Below are 19,681 nucleotides of genomic sequence, written 5' to 3'. Positions count from 1 at the left end.
TCAGAAGCAAGTCATTCCCAATAGGTGTAGACTTTTAAATCAAACTCTTTCATATTCTTTTTAATCACCTCTAAAATAAGGTCATGATTGTCCATCTTAGCTAAGGCAGCCGCATAGTAATAGAACTCTTCTGCTTCTTTTTTTCTACCTAATTTATATAAATTAAACCCTTTTTCATAGTAAAGCTTGTCTAATTCAAAGTTCATATTTTGTTGCTTTTGTAAGGCAATACCAAGGGAACATAATTCAATAGCCTTTTGATATTCTTTAACGCTAGAATGAAATTTAGCAGTATTGTAGTAAATTTTAATGATTTCAAGACTTTCTTGATTTAAATTTAGATAGTCCATTAATTGATTTAATTGTAGCAATGCTTTATCAAAATAAGTACGGGCCTTATCGGTTTCAGAATCTAAAAAATAAGTCATAGCTATACCATTTGTTGAAAGGACATCAAATAAATCAAGTTCTCTTTGTTCACCAGTAGATAAAGCAAGGTTAAAATTAAAATGAGCATCGGCAAAATTGTCTTTAGCTAATAAACTTGTAATTCCTTTGTAATAATAATACTGTCTAAATTCAAAACGATCTTTTAACTCATCAAATTTTAGTTCATTCAGAAGTAAATCATAAGCTTCTTGATATTTTAATTTGCTACAAAGCATTCTTAAACGATTTAAGACTTTGGTGTTCCATTTTTCTTCCTTTTTTATATAATCAGAGATATTTATGATTTCAGAAAGCTCACTTATCTCAATACTCAATCTTTTTGCAATTGCTAATAATATATTTAAAGTAGGGACATTACCATTACTTTCTAAATTACTGATAGTCGCTTGGGTACAAATTTCATAAGCTAATTCAGCTTGAGTTAAATTTTTTAGTAACCGTTTATTTTTTATTTTAATACCTAAATAATTCATTGGATAACCCTCCTTGTTTAATTGATTAACTCTAGTATAGCTTGAAGAAACTTATTAGTATATAGATTTATTTTTATTTTATTTAATAATAAAAAAACTTTGGCAATTCGTAGGTGAACACTATCACGCATCATCCATTTAAGGTAGAATAAAAGTAGACGTAAAATCAAGATAGTGGGGGTGTGACTGTGGGAGTGTATTTAGAAATTCCAGAATTAAATGAACATTTTTTATTTCGTAGTTTTGTCAATGAAGGGGATATTTTAGTGTATCCTCATTGGCATAAGGAAATTGAAATTATTTATGTGAAAGAAGGCAATGTCAATATTGGTGTAAATGATGTGCCGATTCAATTAAAGCGTAATGATATTTATTTTATTAATGGCGGAGATGTTCATTATTTTTTAGCCTCTCCAGAAAGCGAGCGGATTGTGATTCAATTTGATCTCAGCTTTTTTCAAGATATTTCATCACTTGAAAAAACGAATAAAGAAATGCGAAATCTATTTTCAAGTATTGTTCAAGCAAGTAGTTTGTGGTCCCAAGAAGTAGCAGATCAAATGCGCCAACTATTAATGACGGTACATGAAGAAAATAATGAACGCAAAAGTGGCTATCGTTATGTGATTAAAGCTAAAATGTTTGAAATGCTAGCTATCCTCAGTCGAGAAGTTCCCCAAAATGAAAATTGGAACGATCAAGTTCGTGAAGAAATCTCAAGTACAAAACAAATGGAAAATTTAGAGCGCTTAGATAAAATATTTATGTATATTGAAGCGCATTATCAAGATACAATTACTTTGAATGATATTTCTGCATATATGGGATTTAGTAGCTTTTATTTTACTAAATTCTTTAAGAAAAATACTGGGACAACCTTTATCCAATTTTTAACGGAGTATCGCTTAAATAAAGCCAAATGGATTTTATTAAATGAAGATGCAACTGTAACCGAAGTTGCTGAAAGAACAGGATTTAGTAGCGTTAAAACTTTTCATCATCAATTTAAAGATTTGATGGGCATTTCTCCTTTAAAATATAAAAAGACAATATCCGGGAATAATTAAGCAAAAAACTGGGTAGAAAGCCTTTTCTTTTTTCTTTATAGTTAGGTTATAAAGAAAAAAGAAAAGGCTTGATTTTTTAGTTCTGCATTGTATCAAAGCTGAGCGAAATCAACAAGCTTTTGATAGAGCTAAACGGCTCAACAAACTTTTTATCAAGGCTAGTTCTTATGAGCTAGTCTCTCGGAAAAAAGATGAAATTTCGAGGTGGCCAAAAACGCCACATCAAATTTCCCTATTTTTCGGCCGAGCCTAACCAGCTCAACAAACTTTTTATCATAGGAGGAAATAGTAAAATGACATTAAAAATTGGAATTATCGGGTGTGGCGGAATCGCTAACGGGAAACATATGCCAAGTTTGAAAGCGGTTGAAGAAGGTGAAATGGTAGCTTTTTGTGACATTATTGAAGAGCGTGCTTTAAAGGCTAAGGAAGAATTCGGAACAGGCGATGCAAAAGTTTATACCGATTATAAAGAAATGCTGAAAGATCCTACAATCGATGTGATTCATGTATGTACTCCAAATAGTTCACATTCTGTGATTTCAATTGCAGCAATGGAAGCTGATAAACATGTTATGTGTGAAAAACCAATGGCGAAAACAACGGCTGAAGCTGAAGCAATGTTGGAAGCTGCTAAAAAAACTGGAAAAAAATTAACAATCGGTTATCAAAATCGTTTTAGAAAAGATTCTAGCTACTTGCATACTGTTTGTGAAAATAACGAATTAGGTGACATTTACTATGCGAAAGCACATGCAATTCGTAGACGTGCAGTGCCAACTTGGGGTGTCTTCTTAGATGAGGAAGCACAAGGTGGTGGACCTTTAATTGATATTGGTACTCATGCTTTGGATTTAACTTTATGGATGATGGACAATTACAAACCAAAATATGTTGTTGGAAATAGCTATCACAAATTATCACAAAAAGAAAATGCAGCCAACGCTTGGGGCCCTTGGGATCCAACTAAATTTACTGTGGAAGATTCTGCATTTGGATTTATTACAATGGAAAATGGCGCAACAATTGCTCTTGAAGCTAGTTGGGCACTGAATTCATTAGATGTCCGAGAAGCTCAAACAACTTTATGCGGAACTGAGGGTGGTGCTGATATGCAGGATGGCTTGCGTATCAACGGTGAAGCTCACGGTCAAATGTATACGAAAAAGATTGAGTTAGAAGCAGGTGGGGTTGATTTTTATGATGGTGCTGGAGATGATCCTGCTGTATTAGAAGCGCGTCAATGGTTACAAGCGATTTTAAATGATACGGAACCCGTTGTAAAACCTGAACAAGCGTTAGTTGTCACTCAAATTTTAGAAGCTATCTATCAATCAAGTCAAACAGGTGAACCTGTTTTCTTTACTAAATAAACGAGAAAGTTTGATCAAAGAATGGAAATAAAAAAAGTAACACCTGCTGAGTATCCGATGGATTTACTTTATCTAGCTGATCCTTCTAAGGAGATGCTAGACAAGTATCTCGGCAATAGCCAAGTTTATGGTTTAATCAAAAATAACCAAATAATTGGAGTCTGTGTTGTTCAAATAAAAACGTCAAAAAAAGCAGAAATAATGAATATCGCAATTAACGAAAAGAATCAAAATCAAGGGTTAGGTCGTTATTTGCTAGAACAGATTTTAATTGAAATGAAACAGCAAGGAATTCAGCAAGTAGAAATTGCCACGGGAAATTCGAGTGTAGGTCAACTACATTTGTATCAATCATTAGGTTTTAAAATTTTTAAGAGACAAGAAAATTACTTTATCGAGCATTATTCAGAGCCAATTTTTGAAAATGGTATTCAATGTATAGATCAAATTTGGCTTGAAAAAATAATCACTTAACTGATGAGGAGCATAAAAATGACAAAACCAATTGCGTTACAATTATGGAGTGTCCAAGATGAAACTGAAAAAGATTTCTTTGGAACATTAGAAAAAGTAGCTGAGATGGGTTATGATGGCGTTGAATTTGCTGGTTACTATGGAAAAACAGCGGATGAAATTCAAGTGAAGTTAGCAGAATTAGGACTAAAAGCAGCTGGTTCTCATATTCAGTATGAGCAGTTTTTAACTAATTTGGATGAGGTTTTGGCATTTGAAAAAGTTTTGGGGAATAAAAATTTAATTGTTCCTTGGGCAGCTTTCGATACTGTCGAAGAATGGCAATTATTTGCAGATAATATGAAAACTATTGCTGAAAAAGTTACTGCTGCAGGTTTTAATTTTAGCTATCACAATCATAATCATGAATTTGAAGAGATAAATGGACAACCTATTTTGACATGGCTGCTTCAAGAAGTTCCCACCTTAAACGTTGAATTAGATACCTATTGGGTTCAGTTTGCTGGTGTAGATGCGGTGGAGTACATGGCAAACTATGCAGGAAGAATGAAATTAGTTCATTTAAAGGATCAAAAAGAAAATCCAATTGAAAGCACGGAAATTGGAAATGGTGTTCTCGATATTGCAAGTTATGTTAAGCAAGCAGAAGAAAATGGAGTTGACTGGTTTGTTATAGAGCAAGAAGCTTTTACACAACCCACTCTAAAAAGTGTTGAAATTGGGTTAATAAACTTAAAACGAATTATCGCAGAAGGTTAATTTAGAAAGGACGGTTTTTATGGTTAAAGTAACTGTTTGGAATGAATATCGCCATGAAAAAAAGGACGAGGCTGTTGCTAAGGTTTATCCAAAAGGCATCCATAGTCAAATTGCTAGTTTTTTAACAGAAGCTGGAATTGATACTACGACAGCAACATTAGATGAACCAGAGCATGGTTTGACTGAAGCAGTTTTAGCAGAAACAGATGTGCTGATTTGGTGGGGGCATATTGCGCACCAAGAAGTGAGTGATGAAATTGTGAATCGGGTTCAAAAACGTGTTCTAGAAGGTATGGGACTGATTGTTTTACACTCAGGACACATGTCGAAAATATTTATGAAGTTAATGGGAACAAGTTGTGATTTGAAATGGCGCGAAGCTGAAGAGAAAGAAAGACTTTGGGTCATTGATCCAAGTCACCCGATTGCTGATGGAATTGGGGAATATATTGATTTAGATGTAGAAGAGATGTATGGAGAGCATTTTGATGTGCCAAATCCAGATGAATTAATTTTTGTTGGTTGGTACGAAGGTGGCAATGTTTTTCGGAGTGGGATGACCTATAAACGTGGTAGTGGTAAGATATTCTATTTCCAACCAGGTCATGAAACTTATCCAACTTACTATAATAAAGACATTCAAAAAGTGATTATTAATGGTGTGAAATGGGCCGAGCCAACGAAGCGGAATTATCCAGTTTATGGCCATTCAAAGGCATTAGAAGAGATTAAACCAAAATAAATCAAAAAGACTAGCGAAAATGGAGGATTTTAATCATGAAATTAGGTGTATTTACGCCGTTATTTGCGGATTTAAGTTTTGAAGAGATGCTAGATCGAGCTAAAAGTGCTGGTTTAGATGCAGTAGAAATTGGAACAGGAGGAAATCCTGGAAATCACCATTGCCCAACAGATGAACTATTAGCTAGCCCGGAAAAACGCCAAGCTTATTTAGCTGAATTGGAAAAACGTGGTTTAACGATTAGTGCTTTTAGTTGTCACAGTAATCCAATTTCACCAGATGCTACAGAGGCTCGTGAAAGTGACGAAATTCTACGTAAAAGCATTCAACTAGCAGCATTAATGGGTGTTCCGGTCGTGAATACTTTTTCGGGAACAGCTGGAGATAGTGAGGATGCGAAAGCGCCCAATTGGCCTGTGATTCCTTGGCCAACGGTTTATTCAGATATTAAGACGTGGCAGTGGGAAAATAAATTAATTCCTTATTGGAAGGAAATTGGTGAATTTGCTACAGAGCATGGCATTAAAATTGGTATTGAACTTCACGGTGGATTTTTATGTCACACCCCTTACACTATTTTAAAATTACGTGAAGAAACGTGCGATGCAATTGGGGTCAATTTAGATCCAAGCCATTTATGGTGGCAAGGAATTGATCCAGTTGGGGCCATTAAAATTTTAGGTAAAGCTGGCGCTATTCATCATTTCCATGCAAAAGATACCTATTTAGATCAAGAAAATATCAATATGTATGGTGTCTTAGATATGCAACCATATGGTGATGTTCAAACACGTGCTTGGACTTTCCGCTCAGTTGGTTGTGGTCACAGTATGTCAGAATGGTCTGATATGATGAGTGCTTTAAGAACATATGGATATGACTATGTAGTTAGTATTGAACATGAAGATCCTTTAATGTCAATTGATGAAGGGTTCAATCGAGCTGTTACAAATTTACAATCTATTTTAATTAAAGATGCGCCCTTAGATATGTGGTGGGCATAAGTATAGGATCAAAATTGCTTAAATGAAAGGATTATCTAAGATGAAGCAAGATAAATTAATCGTTGTGATTGTTGGGTTTGGCGGAATGGGCCATTACCACAGTACGTTAATCGAAAAAGACCAAAATTTAAAAGTTAAAGGGATTTTTGATACTAAACAAGATCGTTTAGATTATGGAACTAGTTTAGGTTATGAGGCGTATCCTGATTATTCCGCTGTTTTAAATGATCCAGAGGTAGATATTGTTTTAATTGCTACACCAAATGATGTTCATAAGGAATTAGCAATTGCTGCTTTGAAGGCTAGAAAACATGTGATTTGTGAAAAGCCTGTTACATTATCTAGTCAAGATTTTATTGAAATTGATGCAGTTGCTAAAGAAAATGCAAAGGTCTTTATGACGCACCAAAATCGCCGTTGGGATGAAGATTTCTTGATTGTTAAAGAAATGGTTGATCAACAAACAATTGGGGATGTTTTTCAACTTGAGTCACGCGTTCACGGAGCCAATGGGATTCCAGGCGATTGGCGACATGAGTTGGCACATGGTGGCGGAATGTTACTAGATTGGGGCGTACATTTGTTAGACCAAATGCTTTATATGGTTGATAGTAAAGTGACAAGCGTTTCTGCTCAATTAAGTTTTATTCTTGGTAATGAAGTCGACGATGGTTTTATTAGTACGTTGCAATTTGAAAATGGTGTCACAGCGATTGTCGAGGTAGGAACGACAAATTATATTCCTTTACCTCGTTGGTACGTAAAAGGCACGAAAGGTACGGCTTTAATTGAAGATTGGTCGTTGAAAGGCAAGATTGTTAAGCGAAACGAAGCAGTCGAAAAGGTTGAGCCAAAACCGATTCAAGCAGGCGTTGGGCTAACAAAAACAATGGCACCACCTTCAGAAGAGGCAACTATTATCGCTGAATTACCTGAAGCGCAAAAAAATCCACAAAGTTTTTATGAAAATTTTGCAGCTGTTGTGGCTGGAACAGCTGAGCCAATTGTTAAAAATTCAGAAGTTCTACGTAATTTACGTTTAATTGAAGCGATTTTTGAAGCAGCTCATACAAATCAAGTAGTAACTGATTTTGATCAGTACTCGAAAACTAAATAAAGTAAAAAAAGTGTCAGAACTTGAGAAATTCAAGATCTGATACTTTTTTTATTTTAGATTGCTAGATATTTAGTTGTGATTTTATTTTTAGATGATAGTAGTCTATTAATTGATTTTTTTATATTTTTCCAATCATGCTTCGTTGGAATTGAATTGATACTGATTAAAGGGATATTTAGTGAATAGGAGTTATTTGAAATAATTAAATCATATTTTTCTTCTAAGTTTAATGATTCTGGTGCTGTGTTGGGTTCAATAATTGTAAGGAGCACGTTTTTATGAAAATGGTAGTTAATTAAATCACAAATAAATAGAGTATGAGAATAGTCAAAAGTACTAAAAATACCAATAGATATTGGAGTCTGTGTATTTCCTAGCCCCTCCAATAGATTAGGCCAGTAGATAATTAGCGTATAAATAAATTCATTAAAATAGCGACTATTTGAAGTTAAATAATCTGGCAGTTCATTAAGCAAGAGTTCAATTAAAAAAGGGTATTCTGTTTTAATAAATGTAGAGAAATGCTGCCTTTTGTCATACAAAATGAAATTAATATCTAATGAATGAAATTGAACTTTATATAAACGGTTTACTAGTTCCTCTTTGTTATTTAAGTTAACTCCAATTTTTTTTTGAAAGGCAGTTAAAAAAGTAGTTAAATCATTTATTTTTTTCTTTTCCGAGCATGCAACAATTTTTTCTGGGAGAAAATTAGTTGCATGAAGATAGTCATTTTTATAATAAAGATAAAACAATTGCGAAAGAATGAGAGGTGTTAATTTAAAGCCAATTGTTTTTTGAAAATCAGTCATAAACAGGCTATTAGTCATAATTTTATTTTCTAAGTCTTTTCCCAAGAAAGGCAAAGGTTCACTTTCTAGTAAGTTTCCATGGGATAAACGTGTTAAGCACACCATCGAAAGGTAGGTTAAATGTTTTATATTTAAATGCGTACTTTTATTTTTAAAAGGTTGAGGCACAAAATTCAGAAGCTCTAAAAAAATGGATTCATGTTTTTTAGAATAAGGGAAATCAGTAGCTAAGTACTTTTCTGAAAAGTAAGCAACATAAAAATTTTGAATTTGAATTTCATTTCCGGTGATTCGGTAGGGAGAAGACTGGATTTTAATAGCCAATGGAGCAAAAAAATCTGCACATTTTTTTATTAAGCGGCTCACTGTAGGAGTGCTGACATATAAGTATTCTTCTAAGTCTCTCTTCTTTAAATGTTCATTGAAAAAAATCAATTCTAAAAAATTGAATTCAAGACTGTTACTTAGTATGACCGAATAAATATAATCAAATGTAAAATTTTCAGGATACGAAAGTTGTAGTCCTCTTTTTACAGATGTTGAAATACTAAATGGTGCAAAAATTTCATTGATTGCTCTAAGATCATTTCTGAGACTTTTTGCAGAACAATTTAATTGAGTTGCCAGCTCGTTAAGCGTCAACCATTCGTCTGTATCAAAAAGTAATTTTAAAAACTCTAAGCGTCTTAAATCAGTAGAATTTAATAGATGTTTCATAAGTATGTTCCTTTCTACTAAAGCTAATTTATTGATAGATATGTAAGCTATCTATGACTTAGCATAGCGTATAAACTATTAAGGAATAACAATTGTGCATATATTAGAATAGTGAAAATAGTAAATCTACATAATTAACTTTCATAGTAACCGAACTATTTTTTATTATAAAAAATAGTTTGGTTATTTAATTAGGCTGGGAAATGAATGTGAAAAAGGCTTTATTACTTTTAGAGATATTTTTATGTTATTTAATAAGTTTCGAGAACAAATTGAATTAGTTTTAAAAAGATTTTATTTTTATTTTTCACATCATTTGTTCCTTCAGGAGGAAAAAAATGAGATTTTAATAAATGATAAGGTTTGTTATTCTGAAAATAAGTTTTGGGGAAAACTAGTATTAGATAGTTTTTTTTAAAGCTGTAAAAAAATGAAAGGAGTTTTTTATGAAAAAAAGGATTGTCTATAGTGTTTTGGTAAGTTTAGCTTTTGTGTTAACAAGTTGTGGAACGCCTGAAAAAAAGAAAACAGCAGAAACAAAAACGGCTGAAGCAAATGAATCAAGTCAAATACGAATAGATACCCCTTATTTACCAAAACCGGGTTCAATTAAAGTTTCTGGAGAAAATGTAGCAATTGGAGACATCGATTTTTCAATCAAAAAAGTTTCGAAATTGGACGGCGTAAATGGAACGAAATTAGCATTTATTCAGTACAAAGTAACAAATAATACGCAACAGAAAAACAGACCCAGTGAATTTTGGTACAGGTATGTACGAGTAACTCAAGACAGCAATATTCCTTTAACTGTAGGAGCACTTCCGTTTGAAGAAAAAGAAAATAAAAACGGGAAATTAGTCAAAAAAGCGAATCGATTTTTAGAAAAAGAGCAAACGACAGATGGTGCTGTTTTATATGTACTAGAGAATGATTCAGATGTAAAAATAACGTATTTAGATACGGACTATCAAGAGATTAGTAGTCAAAATTATTCGTTGGATTAATTAGGAGGAACTAGAAATGAAGAAAAGAATGAAATTTATTGGAATGAGTGCAGCTGTTTTGTTAGCTCTATCACCAGTAGTAATGCCAGCAATTGGCGCAACTTCAACAGTTGTTTATGCAGATGAAAGCTATGATGGGATTTTAAAGAATGCTATTCAATCTAATTATACAGTAGAAGATTGGACAGCAGAACGTATTTTAGGATTGAAAACACTTGTTAACTCAGGCGCTACCAATCAATTGTACACAGGTTCAATAACGAATAACTCTTTTTATACAGATATTTTAAGCTCGAAAATTTTTAATAATCAAACGTTAAATCAAATTTTAGGAGTTGCTGGTGCCAGCGCTAAAGCTCAAATTCTTGTTGATGGGAAATCACAAGTAACAGAGGCTGATTTGTCAAAAGCGCAACTGACACTAACCGTAAAAATCTTTGCTACTAACGGGAAAACAGCAGAAGCAGAAGTCCTTTTGAAAACCAATGCTCCTGAATTAGCTGTTAATGATGAGATGCTTTCGTTGACTCAAGCTTTTGGAGCAGATTATGTTGACTTTGAATTAAATCCAGAGTTATTAACAGTAGCCAACAATGATAGTAATGGTTCTTGGTCAGTTGATACAGTTGTTTCAGTGACTCCAACAAAAGAGAGACTAGTTAGGGATGGTATCCTAGATTCAGAAGGGCGTTATATTAAAGCTGGTGAATATACTCAAACAATTACAGCAAGTTTAATAAATACGACAGGTACTGAAGTTTTACGAACTATAGATGTTACTATTTCAGTATTGGCTCCCAATGCTGCTGATTTGAAATTTATCGCGAAAACGGCTGATGCAAAAGAATATGCGAATGGATCAACTGTGCTTCAAACAGCTATTGAGAATATGGATGCGACCGTTGCGGCCACAAGTCCTTATAAATTCGAAGACAACTTAATTCTAAATAGTCCAGTTTTCTTTAATTTTGATACTAAGGTAACTAATTATGGCGAGTTAGATGAAGTTCTAAAAAACCGTTTTATTGAATTATTCCAAGTATCAAATGAAATTAGTGGCACAGTTGCAACATTGCCTATTCAGATTGATAAGTTAACGGTGGACTCAACCAGTATTGATTTTTCAAAAGCTGGGATTGCGACAGTTCCCTTTAAGTATACGACTCCTAATGGGCAAGAAATGACCTTATCCTTACAATTGAAAATGAAAAATCCAGGCAACCCAGTCTTTGAATTTAGTCAAAATCAAGATATCACTATTTCAATTGGAAATGCTTTTAATTTATATGACTTTAAAGTATATCCCAATACAAATGATTTGAATAATGGAAATGCTGCTGGGAATGAAGGTATTGGTTTATTAGGCGGAGTCACTATTAATGGCAGCGTAAATACTTCTAAAGTGGGAGTTTATAAGATAACTTATACAGCAACTAATTTAAACCATTTAACGACGACCTTAGTTCGCACAATCAATGTGATTGATCCAAATGAAGGAAATGAAAAACCTGAAATTACAAACTTTAAATCGGTTGGCTATGTTGATTATATTACGGGGTATGGTATTCGCGTTTGGGGTACACCTAAAGGCAACGGAAGTAGTCAATTCTTGCCTCATGCTACTGCATGGAAAATTGATCAAAAAGCGACATTTAAAAATGGCGATATTTGGTATCGTGTTGGAAAAGATCAATGGGTTGATGGAAGCTACATTAAATTTAGTCCCGTTGCAAATGATCCAGGAATGAATGAATTAAAAGGCGTTGGAACCATTAATTACGTACCAGGTTATAGCATTAACGTTTATAAAGGTGCTGAAGCTAGTTCAGCAAATTGGACAGGGAAACAGTTAGAGCATGGAACTAAATGGCGCGTTTATGGCGAAAAAAATGGTTTTTATAATTTAGGCGGCAATCAATGGGTTGCAAGTAACTATGTAACATTCATAAAAGATTAAAATGAAGTTAATAACAAAGGAGACGATTGATTAAAATGAATAAAGTTAAATTTATTACACTGAATGCTGTGTTGGTACTAGGTCTATTACCAATTGGAACAACATTAGCCTCAGTTGAAACCGTTCATGCAGAAGAGATAAGTCAAAGAGCAGGAGTAGGGAGCTTACTAGACGATAAATTAAAGCAAACCAGTTCAATCGGAGTTGACGTGTTAGCCCAACATGCGGATGCTTTAGCGGCTATTGTCAATCAACAAGCGAATGAAGGTATATTAACGAATTACTCTGCTGAACCTGAAAGAAAAGCAGCTATGGAAAGTTTATATAAAACGATTTTAATTAGTGAAGATGGCACGTTTACGTTACATTCATTAACGAATCAAATTAGTAGCGCTCAGTTAATTATTAATGGAAAAACATCGATTACAGCGAATGAAATTAAAGAGGCTCAAAGTTTAACAATCGAATTTAAATTATTTGAATTCAACTTACCTGATCCATCAACTAGCCAGATGGTGACTGTAAATGTGAATCCTTATTCAGTAAAAAGTACAACAATTAATACAAAAATAGAATCAAGCTATCAAGCTGAAACAGGAATCAGTGTCAAAACACCAGCTGGAATCCCTGTTGAAAGTGACGATATTGAAGTTAAACATAGTGGTGGTCCAGTCAATGCGAATGGCATTCCTCTTGATTTAATTGAAGCAGGAATAGCAGATGCAACAGGTAACTTTATTAACGTTGGAAGCTACAATGAGGAATTAGAAGTAAAAGTAGCTGGGACCGTTGTTGCATCAAATCTTAAGCGTACGATTATTGTGGGAATTGGTGAATTTCAACCTTCTTTTAGAGGTGAAGCAGGACAAGGTACCAGATATGACCATGGTTCAACTGTGGCAAATTCAATCGATTTTCTAGCAATTGAAGGAGATCAAGTAACAGCTGAGCAATTGGAACAAAAAATTAAATCTGATGTAATTACTAATTTCCATATTTCAGATAAAAATGCTATTGCCTCAACCAGTTACCAAGAATTGACGAATCCAGCTGCGCTAAGTGTGGATACGTCTTCAATTAACTTATTTAAATCTGGTACGTACCAAATTCCAGTAACATATTCAAAACCTGGTAGTAAAATTGTTTCAACAATAACTGTTCCAACTAAAGTAACTGCAGTATCTCCGCCAGTTATCCGTTTTTCTGAGGGACAAAATCTAACGATTAAAGTTGGTGAAAGTTTTGATATGACAAAAAACTTAAATGTTTTTGAAAATCAAGCAGCAGCAGCTAATCCAACCAACTCAGGGAAAAATGTAACCTGGTCTATTGAAGGAAATATTGATACAAACAAAGAAGGTGTCTACACATTACGTTATATTGCGACAAATATTAAAGGGGCTAAAACGGAATTAACACGTATCATCACTGTTGAGAAAAGTTCTGAAACGCCTAAAGTCGAAAATTATACCACTGTTGGATATGTGAATTATGTGCCAGGTTATGGAATTCGCGTTTGGGAAGCGCCTAACCAAACAGCAACAGATTATTTCTTGCCTCATGCCTCCGCTTGGAAAATTGATCAAAAAGCAACCTTTAAAGACGGTAGTGTCTGGTATCGAGTTGGGAAAAACCAATGGGTAGATGGCAAGTACATCTCGTTATCACCAGTTACATCAGGCGAAGAAGTAAGTGTTGATGGGATAGCAACAATTAACTATGTGGCTGGCTATAGTGTGAACGTTTATTCATCTCCTCTAAGTTCAGAGGCTTCATGGACAGGTAAGCAATTAAAACATGGAACTAGATGGAGAACGTTTAAAAAGACGACCTTGAATGGAACAACTTTTTATAACTTAGGTGGTAACCAATGGGTAGATAGCCAATATATTATTTTTTCAGAAAACTAAATAACTTAAATACTGACGATTGAGGAGTTACCATTCTCGGTCGTTGGTTCAATTGAATAGGAGAATGGTGTGAATGATGAAAAAAAGCAAGTGGCAACTAGCCCTTCTTATTCTGATTAGCTCGATTTTTGGCTTTTCAGGAGCAAAGTTGGCGGTAGCAGATACCGTTGCAAGGGAGGGATTGATTGATGTTGGAGAAGATTTACAACTTTCCTATTATTTTGGAAATAAGCCAGGAAATGTAGAGATTACTCCGAATCGTGTGCAAGTAGCTAATGTGAATTTTTTAACTAAAGGGAAACGAGTGGAACACCTATATTCAAACGGAGGTAATAAAGGAACGATTTCGATGGGATTTAACGGGGCTAATAGTTATGTAGATCCGACTAATATTACTGTCAGCTCAATTACTGGAGGTGGAATTAATTCAGCTGTTACGGCAACTTATACTGCTGATTATGCTGGAAATCTGTTTGAAATCACTTCAACCTTAGCGCCAAGAGGAAATAATATTATCGTTTCAGATACTATTAAAAATATTTCTGGTAAGGACTTAGAAAATGTCTGGATTGCTAGAAGCTATGACACGAAGTTGAATGGCAATGATGCTGTACCTGTAAAATATTTAGGATCAAATAATGGTCTTTATATTGCTCAGGATGATTTTAAATTGTCTTATAATTTTCATATGCCAATCGGACCAGAAGGTTGGGCGGCAGATCAATATAATAAACAAATTGTTCCAGTTGTCTTTAGTAACCCAACAAACCTTGGTCAAGCTTCTTTAAATAAACCAGAGGGTGATATTGCCTTTAGTAATGGAGATTCTGGAATCTTTATGAAGTGGTCTCCTAAAGATTTTCCTAAAGATAGTTCTAGAGAAATCGGGTATATTGTAGGAGTGACACCAGAAAATATTGACGCACCAGAAGTGACAGTTGAACAAGAAGAAGTTGAATATCGTGGGGGAGATTTAGCTTTAAATGGGACAGTTTTATCAAAAGATCCTTCAGTAACAAATTTGGATCTTTATTATCAAGTAGATGGTAATACAGCAAAAAAATTTAAAACACTTCCAAATAATCCCGTAAATACGGCTTTTCCTTGGGAATTAACACTACCAGCAGAAGAATTAACAGGAGCAATGCCGAAGCAAATTAGTATTTATGCGATTGATTCAAATGGCTACTATTCGGATTCCGTTTCTGTTGATTTAGTTCTCCCAAAGAGTCAGCCAGTAACGATTGAATATAAAAATCAAGAAGGTGCAACCTTAAAAGCCTCTGCTAAGATAGAAAAAAAATATGGGGAAGAGTATGATGTTGAAACAGATAATGGGGGAACTTTATTACCTAATTTTGACTATTACACTATCGAAGCTTTACCAGGCAATAAAAGCGGTACAGTAACAGATGAACCTCAAACAGTAGTCATTAAGTATTTAGGTGATTTAGTTGGTGAAACTACGGGTAAAGTCACGGCTCAATACATTAATCAGGCACAGGATGAGTTAACTACTGAAATTCCAGCAACCGGAAATGGCCGTTATGGAAGTCCTTATTCTACAGTACAAAAAGATTTTTCTCATTATGATTTTGTTGAAGTTGATCCAACAGGTGCGACTCAAAATGGAACCTATTCAAATACGCCGCAAACGGTTAAATTTAAGTATAAAGGTCACCCTGTGGGCGATGATGGGAAAGTACATGTTACCTATATTAACCAAGAAGGCGTAGCCATAGCTGATGAAGTTGAGGCAATTGGAGATGAATTAGTTGGTAGTCATTTTACTACGGTCAAACCCGAGATAGAAAATTATGAGTTTAAATCAGCAGAACTAGATGGACAGGCTGTAACAGAGATTCCTGTCAGTGGAATCTATACAATGGATCCACAATTTGTCACGTATCACTATCAAGGTCAACAGGTTGGTGAAAATAAAGGACAAGTAAAAGTTCGTTATGTAAATCAAGAAGGTGTTGATATTTCACCAGAAGTATCTGCGACGGGAAATGGTTTATTTGGTAGCCCATATACAACCGAGGAAAAAGAAATTGATCATTATCAATTTATCGATGTTGATCCAGATGGAGCCTCAGCGACGGGTTTCTATACTGCAACTCAACAAATAGTTACGTATCGTTATCAAGGTGAAGACGTAGGCGAAGCGGGTAAAATTACAGTCAATTATAAAAATCAAGCAGGAACAATGTTAGCAACGGAGTCATTCACAGGAATATATGGTCAGACATACAATCTTTCAACCGATAATAATGGAGTATTGTTAAAAGAGTTTGAGCATTATACACGCAATGAATTACCTGGGAATGCAGTTGGAACGATTACGGATGTGCCACAAACAATCACTCTGACGTATACTGGTGATCAAGTTGGGAATAATATTGGGAGAGTAACGGCTAAGTACCTTAATCAAGAAGGTGTTGTGATTTCACCTGAAGTAGAGGCAAATGGTGATGGCCTCTTTGGTAGTCCCTATACAACTGAACAAAAAGTGATTGAGAACTATGAATTTGTCGATAACGATGTAGAAAATGCTCCACCTACAGGGTTTTATAAAGAAACGCCGCAAACGGTTATCTATCGATATCAAGGGCGAGATGTTAGTGAAGAAGGCAAAATAACGATAGAATATCGAAATCAAATTGGTAAATTATTGGATAAAGCCTATATTACAGGACATTATGGTCAAACTTACAATCTAGAAACAGACCAAAATGGGAGTTTATTAAAGACTTTTGAGCATTATACGCGAGATACTTTACCAGAAAATGCTAGTGGAACAATTTCCGATACTCCGCAAACTATTATTGTAACTTACACGGGGAATCAAGTTGGAAATGAATTAGGTCGAGTAACGGTTCGTTATGTGAATCAAGAAGGGGCTACAATTGCTCCTGAGGTTGATGCAGAAGGGGATGGTTTATACGGAAGCCCCTATACAACAAAAAATAAAACAATTGCTAATTACGATTTGGAATCAGTAGATGTTAATGGAGTGGTAACAACTGAGATTCCTGCAAAAGGATACTATTCTGCAGAACCTCAAGTAGTTACCTACACCTATAAAGGGCAAGAAGTTGGTGAAAGTCGAGGAAAAGTTATAGCCAAATATATCAATCAAGAAGGCGTAACGATTTCACCAGAAAACCCTGCAAGTGGTAATGGTTTGTATGGAAGTCCTTATACAACAGAACAAAAAGATATTCCTCATTATGAATTTGTCGATATTGATCCGTCTGGTTCACCAGCTACAGGTTTATATAGTGATAAACCTCAAACGGTTATTTATCGTTATAAAGGGGAAGAAGTTGGAGAAGCAGGGAAAATTACGATTGAGTATCGCAATCAAGCAGGCACTTTGTTAGATACTGCTTATATTACGGGGATTTATGGTCAACCTTATAATGTAGCAACAGATAACAATGGTGAATTATTAAAAGATTTTGACCATTACACTAGAAATGAATTGCCAGGAAATTCAGTTGGTACTGTGACAGATATGCCACAAACAGTGGTAATTACGTATACAGGTGAGTTAGTTGGGAATGAAGCTGGGGCTGTAGTAGCACGATATATCAATCAAGAAGGCGTAGCAATTGCGGAAGAAAAAGCTGCAGATGGTGATAAATTATATGGCAGCCCGTATACAACGGAGCAAAAAACAATTCCTAATTATGATTTTGTTAAATTAGCAGAAAATGGGGCTCCAGCTACGGGTTTTTATACAGATGAACCACAAACGGTTATTTATCAATATAAAGGGAATAAGATTGGTACTGTAACAGTTACCTATAAAAATCAAGCAGGAGATGATTTAGCTGCACCAATCACACTAAAAGGTGATTTCGGTTCAAACTATACAGCTGAACTAAAAACATTTGATCATTACCAAATAGACTCACTGCCAGGCAATGAAACGGGAACGTTCTTGACAACACCTCAAACCGTTGCATTAACCTACACAGGTGAGGATGTCACTGGTACAGGTGATGTAACTGTTCGTTATGTAGATCAAAACGGCATACAGTTAACAAATGATACGATTACAGAACCAATCAAATTAACAGGTAGATATGGGGATCATTTTAGAACAACTGAAGAAGTCTTTCCAGATTATAATTTCTCACAAGCTACAATGAATGGAGAAACAACGAGTTCGCCGGTTACTGGTAGACTAAACGACCAACCACAAGAGGTTATTTATAAATATAAAGGTCAACTTGCGGGCAAATTGACCATTGAATATCAAAACCAAATCGGAAAAATATTGAAAACAGAAGAAATAACAGGTTCTGTGGGAGATGAAGTTACTTTAACTCCTCCAACAGAAGGTATATTCCAAAACTATACGCTTAATCCCAATCAAAATTTAACGTTCTCTCTAGAAAAACAACCACAAACCAAAGTCATTTATTATACGGGTAAAGTTGCTAAGCCAGTATTAGAAAAACATATTGGCGCTGATGGAACTATTTTTAAAGAAGAGTATAAACGGGGAGCGTTTGGTGATGCCTATGAATTTTTACCACTATTAGCCACAGAGACAGTTGGTTATACATTTGATCGACTTATTGGATCAAAGGTAGGCTTCTTAACGAATGAAGAAAAAACAGTTACCTTTATTTACAAAAAAGATAAAGTAGAAAAAGGTTTAATTAAGGTAACTTACCAAGATGAATTTGGAAAACAATTAGCTTTGCCTGTAACAGTTAAAGGGAATGTTGGAACAGAGTATACTGCAAAAGCTAAAAAGATTAAAGGCTATGTAGCAAATGCAGAAAGTCAAACGGCTACTTATACAAATGAAGAAACAGTTATCTCCTTTGTATATACCCGTGAACCGGTAGCTGGAGCAAATGTTCAAGTGAAATTTGTAAAAGAAACTGGTGAAGCACTAGCAGGATTGAGTCCATTGACGTTGAGTGGAAATCTAGGTGTTGGATATGATGCAACAAGTGGAAATAATGAAGAGGTTCAAACCGAAATTGAAAAAGCAGCTGCGTTAGGGTATTCAGTCAAAGAAATTCCAGCTAACGTAACTGGAACTTTTACAAATAAAAAGCAAATTGTTGTTTATGTATTTGAAAAAGGTGAAATTCCGGCAGGCGCTGTAACAGTCAACTATGTAGATAAAGATGATGCATCGTTAATTGCTGACTCGGTTAGCCTAACTGGGACGATTGGTGCTCATTACCAATCAGAAGCAAAAATAATTCCAGGTTATCGACTTGTAGAAATGCCAAGCAATGCAAGTGGAAGCTTTACAAATGAAGATCAATCGGTGAATTATCAGTATGAGAAAGCAACTGGTGGAGAAGTGACCATTCGCTTTGTAAATGAAGATGGTGTTGAATTAGCTGAGCCAGAAAAACGAACAGGGTTAGTAGGAGATTCGATTTGGCCTGAAAATAATGCTAAAGAAATTCTGGGCTATACTGTGATTGGCAACAGCCTTCAAGAGCTTAAAGGACAAATATTTACTGAAAACAATCAAACTCTTGATTTAACCTATAAATTTAATTCAACAAATCCAGACATAAAACCAGTTAAAGTCGTTTGTATTGATTTATATGGAAATATCTTGAAATCGAATTTAAAAGTAGTTCAATCAGGTCAAACATTGACAGTCTTAGCCCCAGTAATTGAGAAATACACCTTATTGGGAACTGTAAGTAAAGTAACAGTAAATTGGAGTTTAGGCGATAAAGATCCTGAAACAATTTACTTTACCTATAGAGGAATTGGCAGCAAATAAAAAATTAGTCTAATTCTGAGTACTTAGTTAACTAAGTACTCAGAAT

Annotated in this window: 13 protein-coding genes; 11 read left to right on the top strand and 2 right to left on the bottom strand. The window is 34.7% G+C overall.

The genetic code is table 11. The features are described from left to right. Nucleotides 1–11 precede the first annotated feature (11 nt). Nucleotides 12–923 (bottom strand): helix-turn-helix domain-containing protein, encoded by a 912-nt coding sequence (locus MHI00_RS13425; RefSeq protein ID WP_332630111.1) that lies wholly within the window; start codon nt 921–923, stop codon nt 12–14. Between the two features lie 188 nt (nt 924–1,111). Between MHI00_RS13425 and MHI00_RS13420 the strand changes: the two genes are divergently transcribed. The 7 genes from MHI00_RS13420 to MHI00_RS13390 all read left to right on the top strand — a co-directional run bounded on the left by MHI00_RS13420 (nt 1,112) and on the right by MHI00_RS13390 (nt 7,459). Continuing rightward, nucleotides 1,112–1,990, top strand: coding sequence for an AraC family transcriptional regulator (locus MHI00_RS13420; RefSeq protein ID WP_010053184.1), 879 nt, complete (start codon nt 1,112–1,114; stop codon nt 1,988–1,990). Between the two features lie 293 nt (nt 1,991–2,283). Further along, the gene (locus MHI00_RS13415) at nt 2,284–3,363 is read left to right on the top strand and encodes a Gfo/Idh/MocA family protein (RefSeq protein WP_010053185.1); all 1,080 of its coding nucleotides are present in this window, start codon (nt 2,284–2,286) and stop codon (nt 3,361–3,363) included. Nucleotides 3,364–3,384: 21 nt separating this feature from the next. Continuing rightward, nucleotides 3,385–3,837, top strand: a complete 453-nt coding sequence (locus MHI00_RS13410; protein WP_187958378.1) for a GNAT family N-acetyltransferase — start codon at nt 3,385–3,387, stop codon at nt 3,835–3,837. An 18-nt stretch (nt 3,838–3,855) separates the two neighbouring features. Then, a complete protein-coding gene (locus tag MHI00_RS13405; RefSeq protein ID WP_187959118.1) occupies nt 3,856–4,596 on the top strand; it encodes a sugar phosphate isomerase/epimerase family protein in 741 nt (246 codons plus the stop codon). Nucleotides 4,597–4,615: 19 nt separating this feature from the next. After that, entirely contained in the window at nt 4,616–5,338 is a 723-nt protein-coding gene (locus MHI00_RS13400; RefSeq protein WP_035064502.1) for a ThuA domain-containing protein, read from the top strand. A gap of 35 nt (nt 5,339–5,373) precedes the next feature. After that, nucleotides 5,374–6,342: a sugar phosphate isomerase/epimerase family protein gene (locus MHI00_RS13395; RefSeq protein ID WP_015075612.1), complete on the top strand. Its 969-nt coding sequence runs from the start codon at nt 5,374–5,376 to the stop codon at nt 6,340–6,342. 40 nt (nt 6,343–6,382) lie between these two features. Next, nucleotides 6,383–7,459, top strand: a complete 1,077-nt coding sequence (locus tag MHI00_RS13390) for a Gfo/Idh/MocA family protein (RefSeq protein ID WP_341114241.1) — start codon at nt 6,383–6,385, stop codon at nt 7,457–7,459. 53 nt (nt 7,460–7,512) lie between these two features. Here MHI00_RS13390 and MHI00_RS13385 read toward each other — a convergent pair whose 3' ends face one another. Then, nucleotides 7,513–8,988, bottom strand: a complete 1,476-nt coding sequence (locus MHI00_RS13385) for a helix-turn-helix domain-containing protein (protein WP_056999817.1) — start codon at nt 8,986–8,988, stop codon at nt 7,513–7,515. 446 nt (nt 8,989–9,434) lie between these two features. On the opposite strand from MHI00_RS13385, the gene MHI00_RS13380 reads away from it, so the two are divergent. From MHI00_RS13380 to MHI00_RS13365, 4 genes are all read left to right on the top strand, one after another. Beyond that, entirely contained in the window at nt 9,435–9,992 is a 558-nt protein-coding gene (locus MHI00_RS13380; protein ID WP_057000519.1) for a DUF5067 domain-containing protein, read from the top strand. Nucleotides 9,993–10,008: 16 nt separating this feature from the next. After that, nucleotides 10,009–11,949: an immunoglobulin-like domain-containing protein gene (locus MHI00_RS13375; protein WP_341114237.1), complete on the top strand. Its 1,941-nt coding sequence runs from the start codon at nt 10,009–10,011 to the stop codon at nt 11,947–11,949. A 35-nt stretch (nt 11,950–11,984) separates the two neighbouring features. After that, nucleotides 11,985–13,859: an immunoglobulin-like domain-containing protein gene (locus MHI00_RS13370; protein ID WP_010053198.1), complete on the top strand. Its 1,875-nt coding sequence runs from the start codon at nt 11,985–11,987 to the stop codon at nt 13,857–13,859. A 73-nt stretch (nt 13,860–13,932) separates the two neighbouring features. Beyond that, a complete protein-coding gene (locus MHI00_RS13365) occupies nt 13,933–19,635 on the top strand; it encodes a MucBP domain-containing protein (RefSeq protein ID WP_341114234.1) in 5,703 nt (1,900 codons plus the stop codon). The last annotated feature ends 46 nt before the right edge of the window (nt 19,636–19,681 follow it).

This window comes from Carnobacterium sp. FSL E2-0243 (genome assembly GCF_038003605.1).
Lineage (GTDB): Bacteria > Bacillota > Bacilli > Lactobacillales > Carnobacteriaceae > Carnobacterium > Carnobacterium maltaromaticum.
Note: the sequence above shows the minus strand (reverse complement) of the source record. Positions and strands in the feature narration are given on the sequence as shown.

Bases quoted from the DNA above. Each gene is read 5' to 3' on its own strand.
- MHI00_RS13405 (WP_187959118.1), top strand. From the start codon at position 3,856: ATGACAAAACCAATTGCGTTACAATTATGGAGTGTCCAAGATGAAACT.
- MHI00_RS13390 (WP_341114241.1), top strand. From the start codon at position 6,383: ATGAAGCAAGATAAATTAATCGTTGTGATTGTTGGGTTTGGCGGAATG.
- MHI00_RS13400 (WP_035064502.1), top strand. From the start codon at position 4,616: ATGGTTAAAGTAACTGTTTGGAATGAATATCGCCATGAAAAAAAGGAC.
- MHI00_RS13375 (WP_341114237.1), top strand. From the start codon at position 10,009: ATGAAGAAAAGAATGAAATTTATTGGAATGAGTGCAGCTGTTTTGTTA.
- MHI00_RS13425 (WP_332630111.1), bottom strand. From the start codon at position 923: ATGAATTATTTAGGTATTAAAATAAAAAATAAACGGTTACTAAAAAAT.
- MHI00_RS13415 (WP_010053185.1), top strand. From the start codon at position 2,284: ATGACATTAAAAATTGGAATTATCGGGTGTGGCGGAATCGCTAACGGG.
- MHI00_RS13380 (WP_057000519.1), top strand. From the start codon at position 9,435: ATGAAAAAAAGGATTGTCTATAGTGTTTTGGTAAGTTTAGCTTTTGTG.
- MHI00_RS13365 (WP_341114234.1), top strand. From the start codon at position 13,933: ATGATGAAAAAAAGCAAGTGGCAACTAGCCCTTCTTATTCTGATTAGC.
- MHI00_RS13410 (WP_187958378.1), top strand. From the start codon at position 3,385: ATGGAAATAAAAAAAGTAACACCTGCTGAGTATCCGATGGATTTACTT.
- MHI00_RS13385 (WP_056999817.1), bottom strand. From the start codon at position 8,988: ATGAAACATCTATTAAATTCTACTGATTTAAGACGCTTAGAGTTTTTA.
- MHI00_RS13395 (WP_015075612.1), top strand. From the start codon at position 5,374: ATGAAATTAGGTGTATTTACGCCGTTATTTGCGGATTTAAGTTTTGAA.
- MHI00_RS13370 (WP_010053198.1), top strand. From the start codon at position 11,985: ATGAATAAAGTTAAATTTATTACACTGAATGCTGTGTTGGTACTAGGT.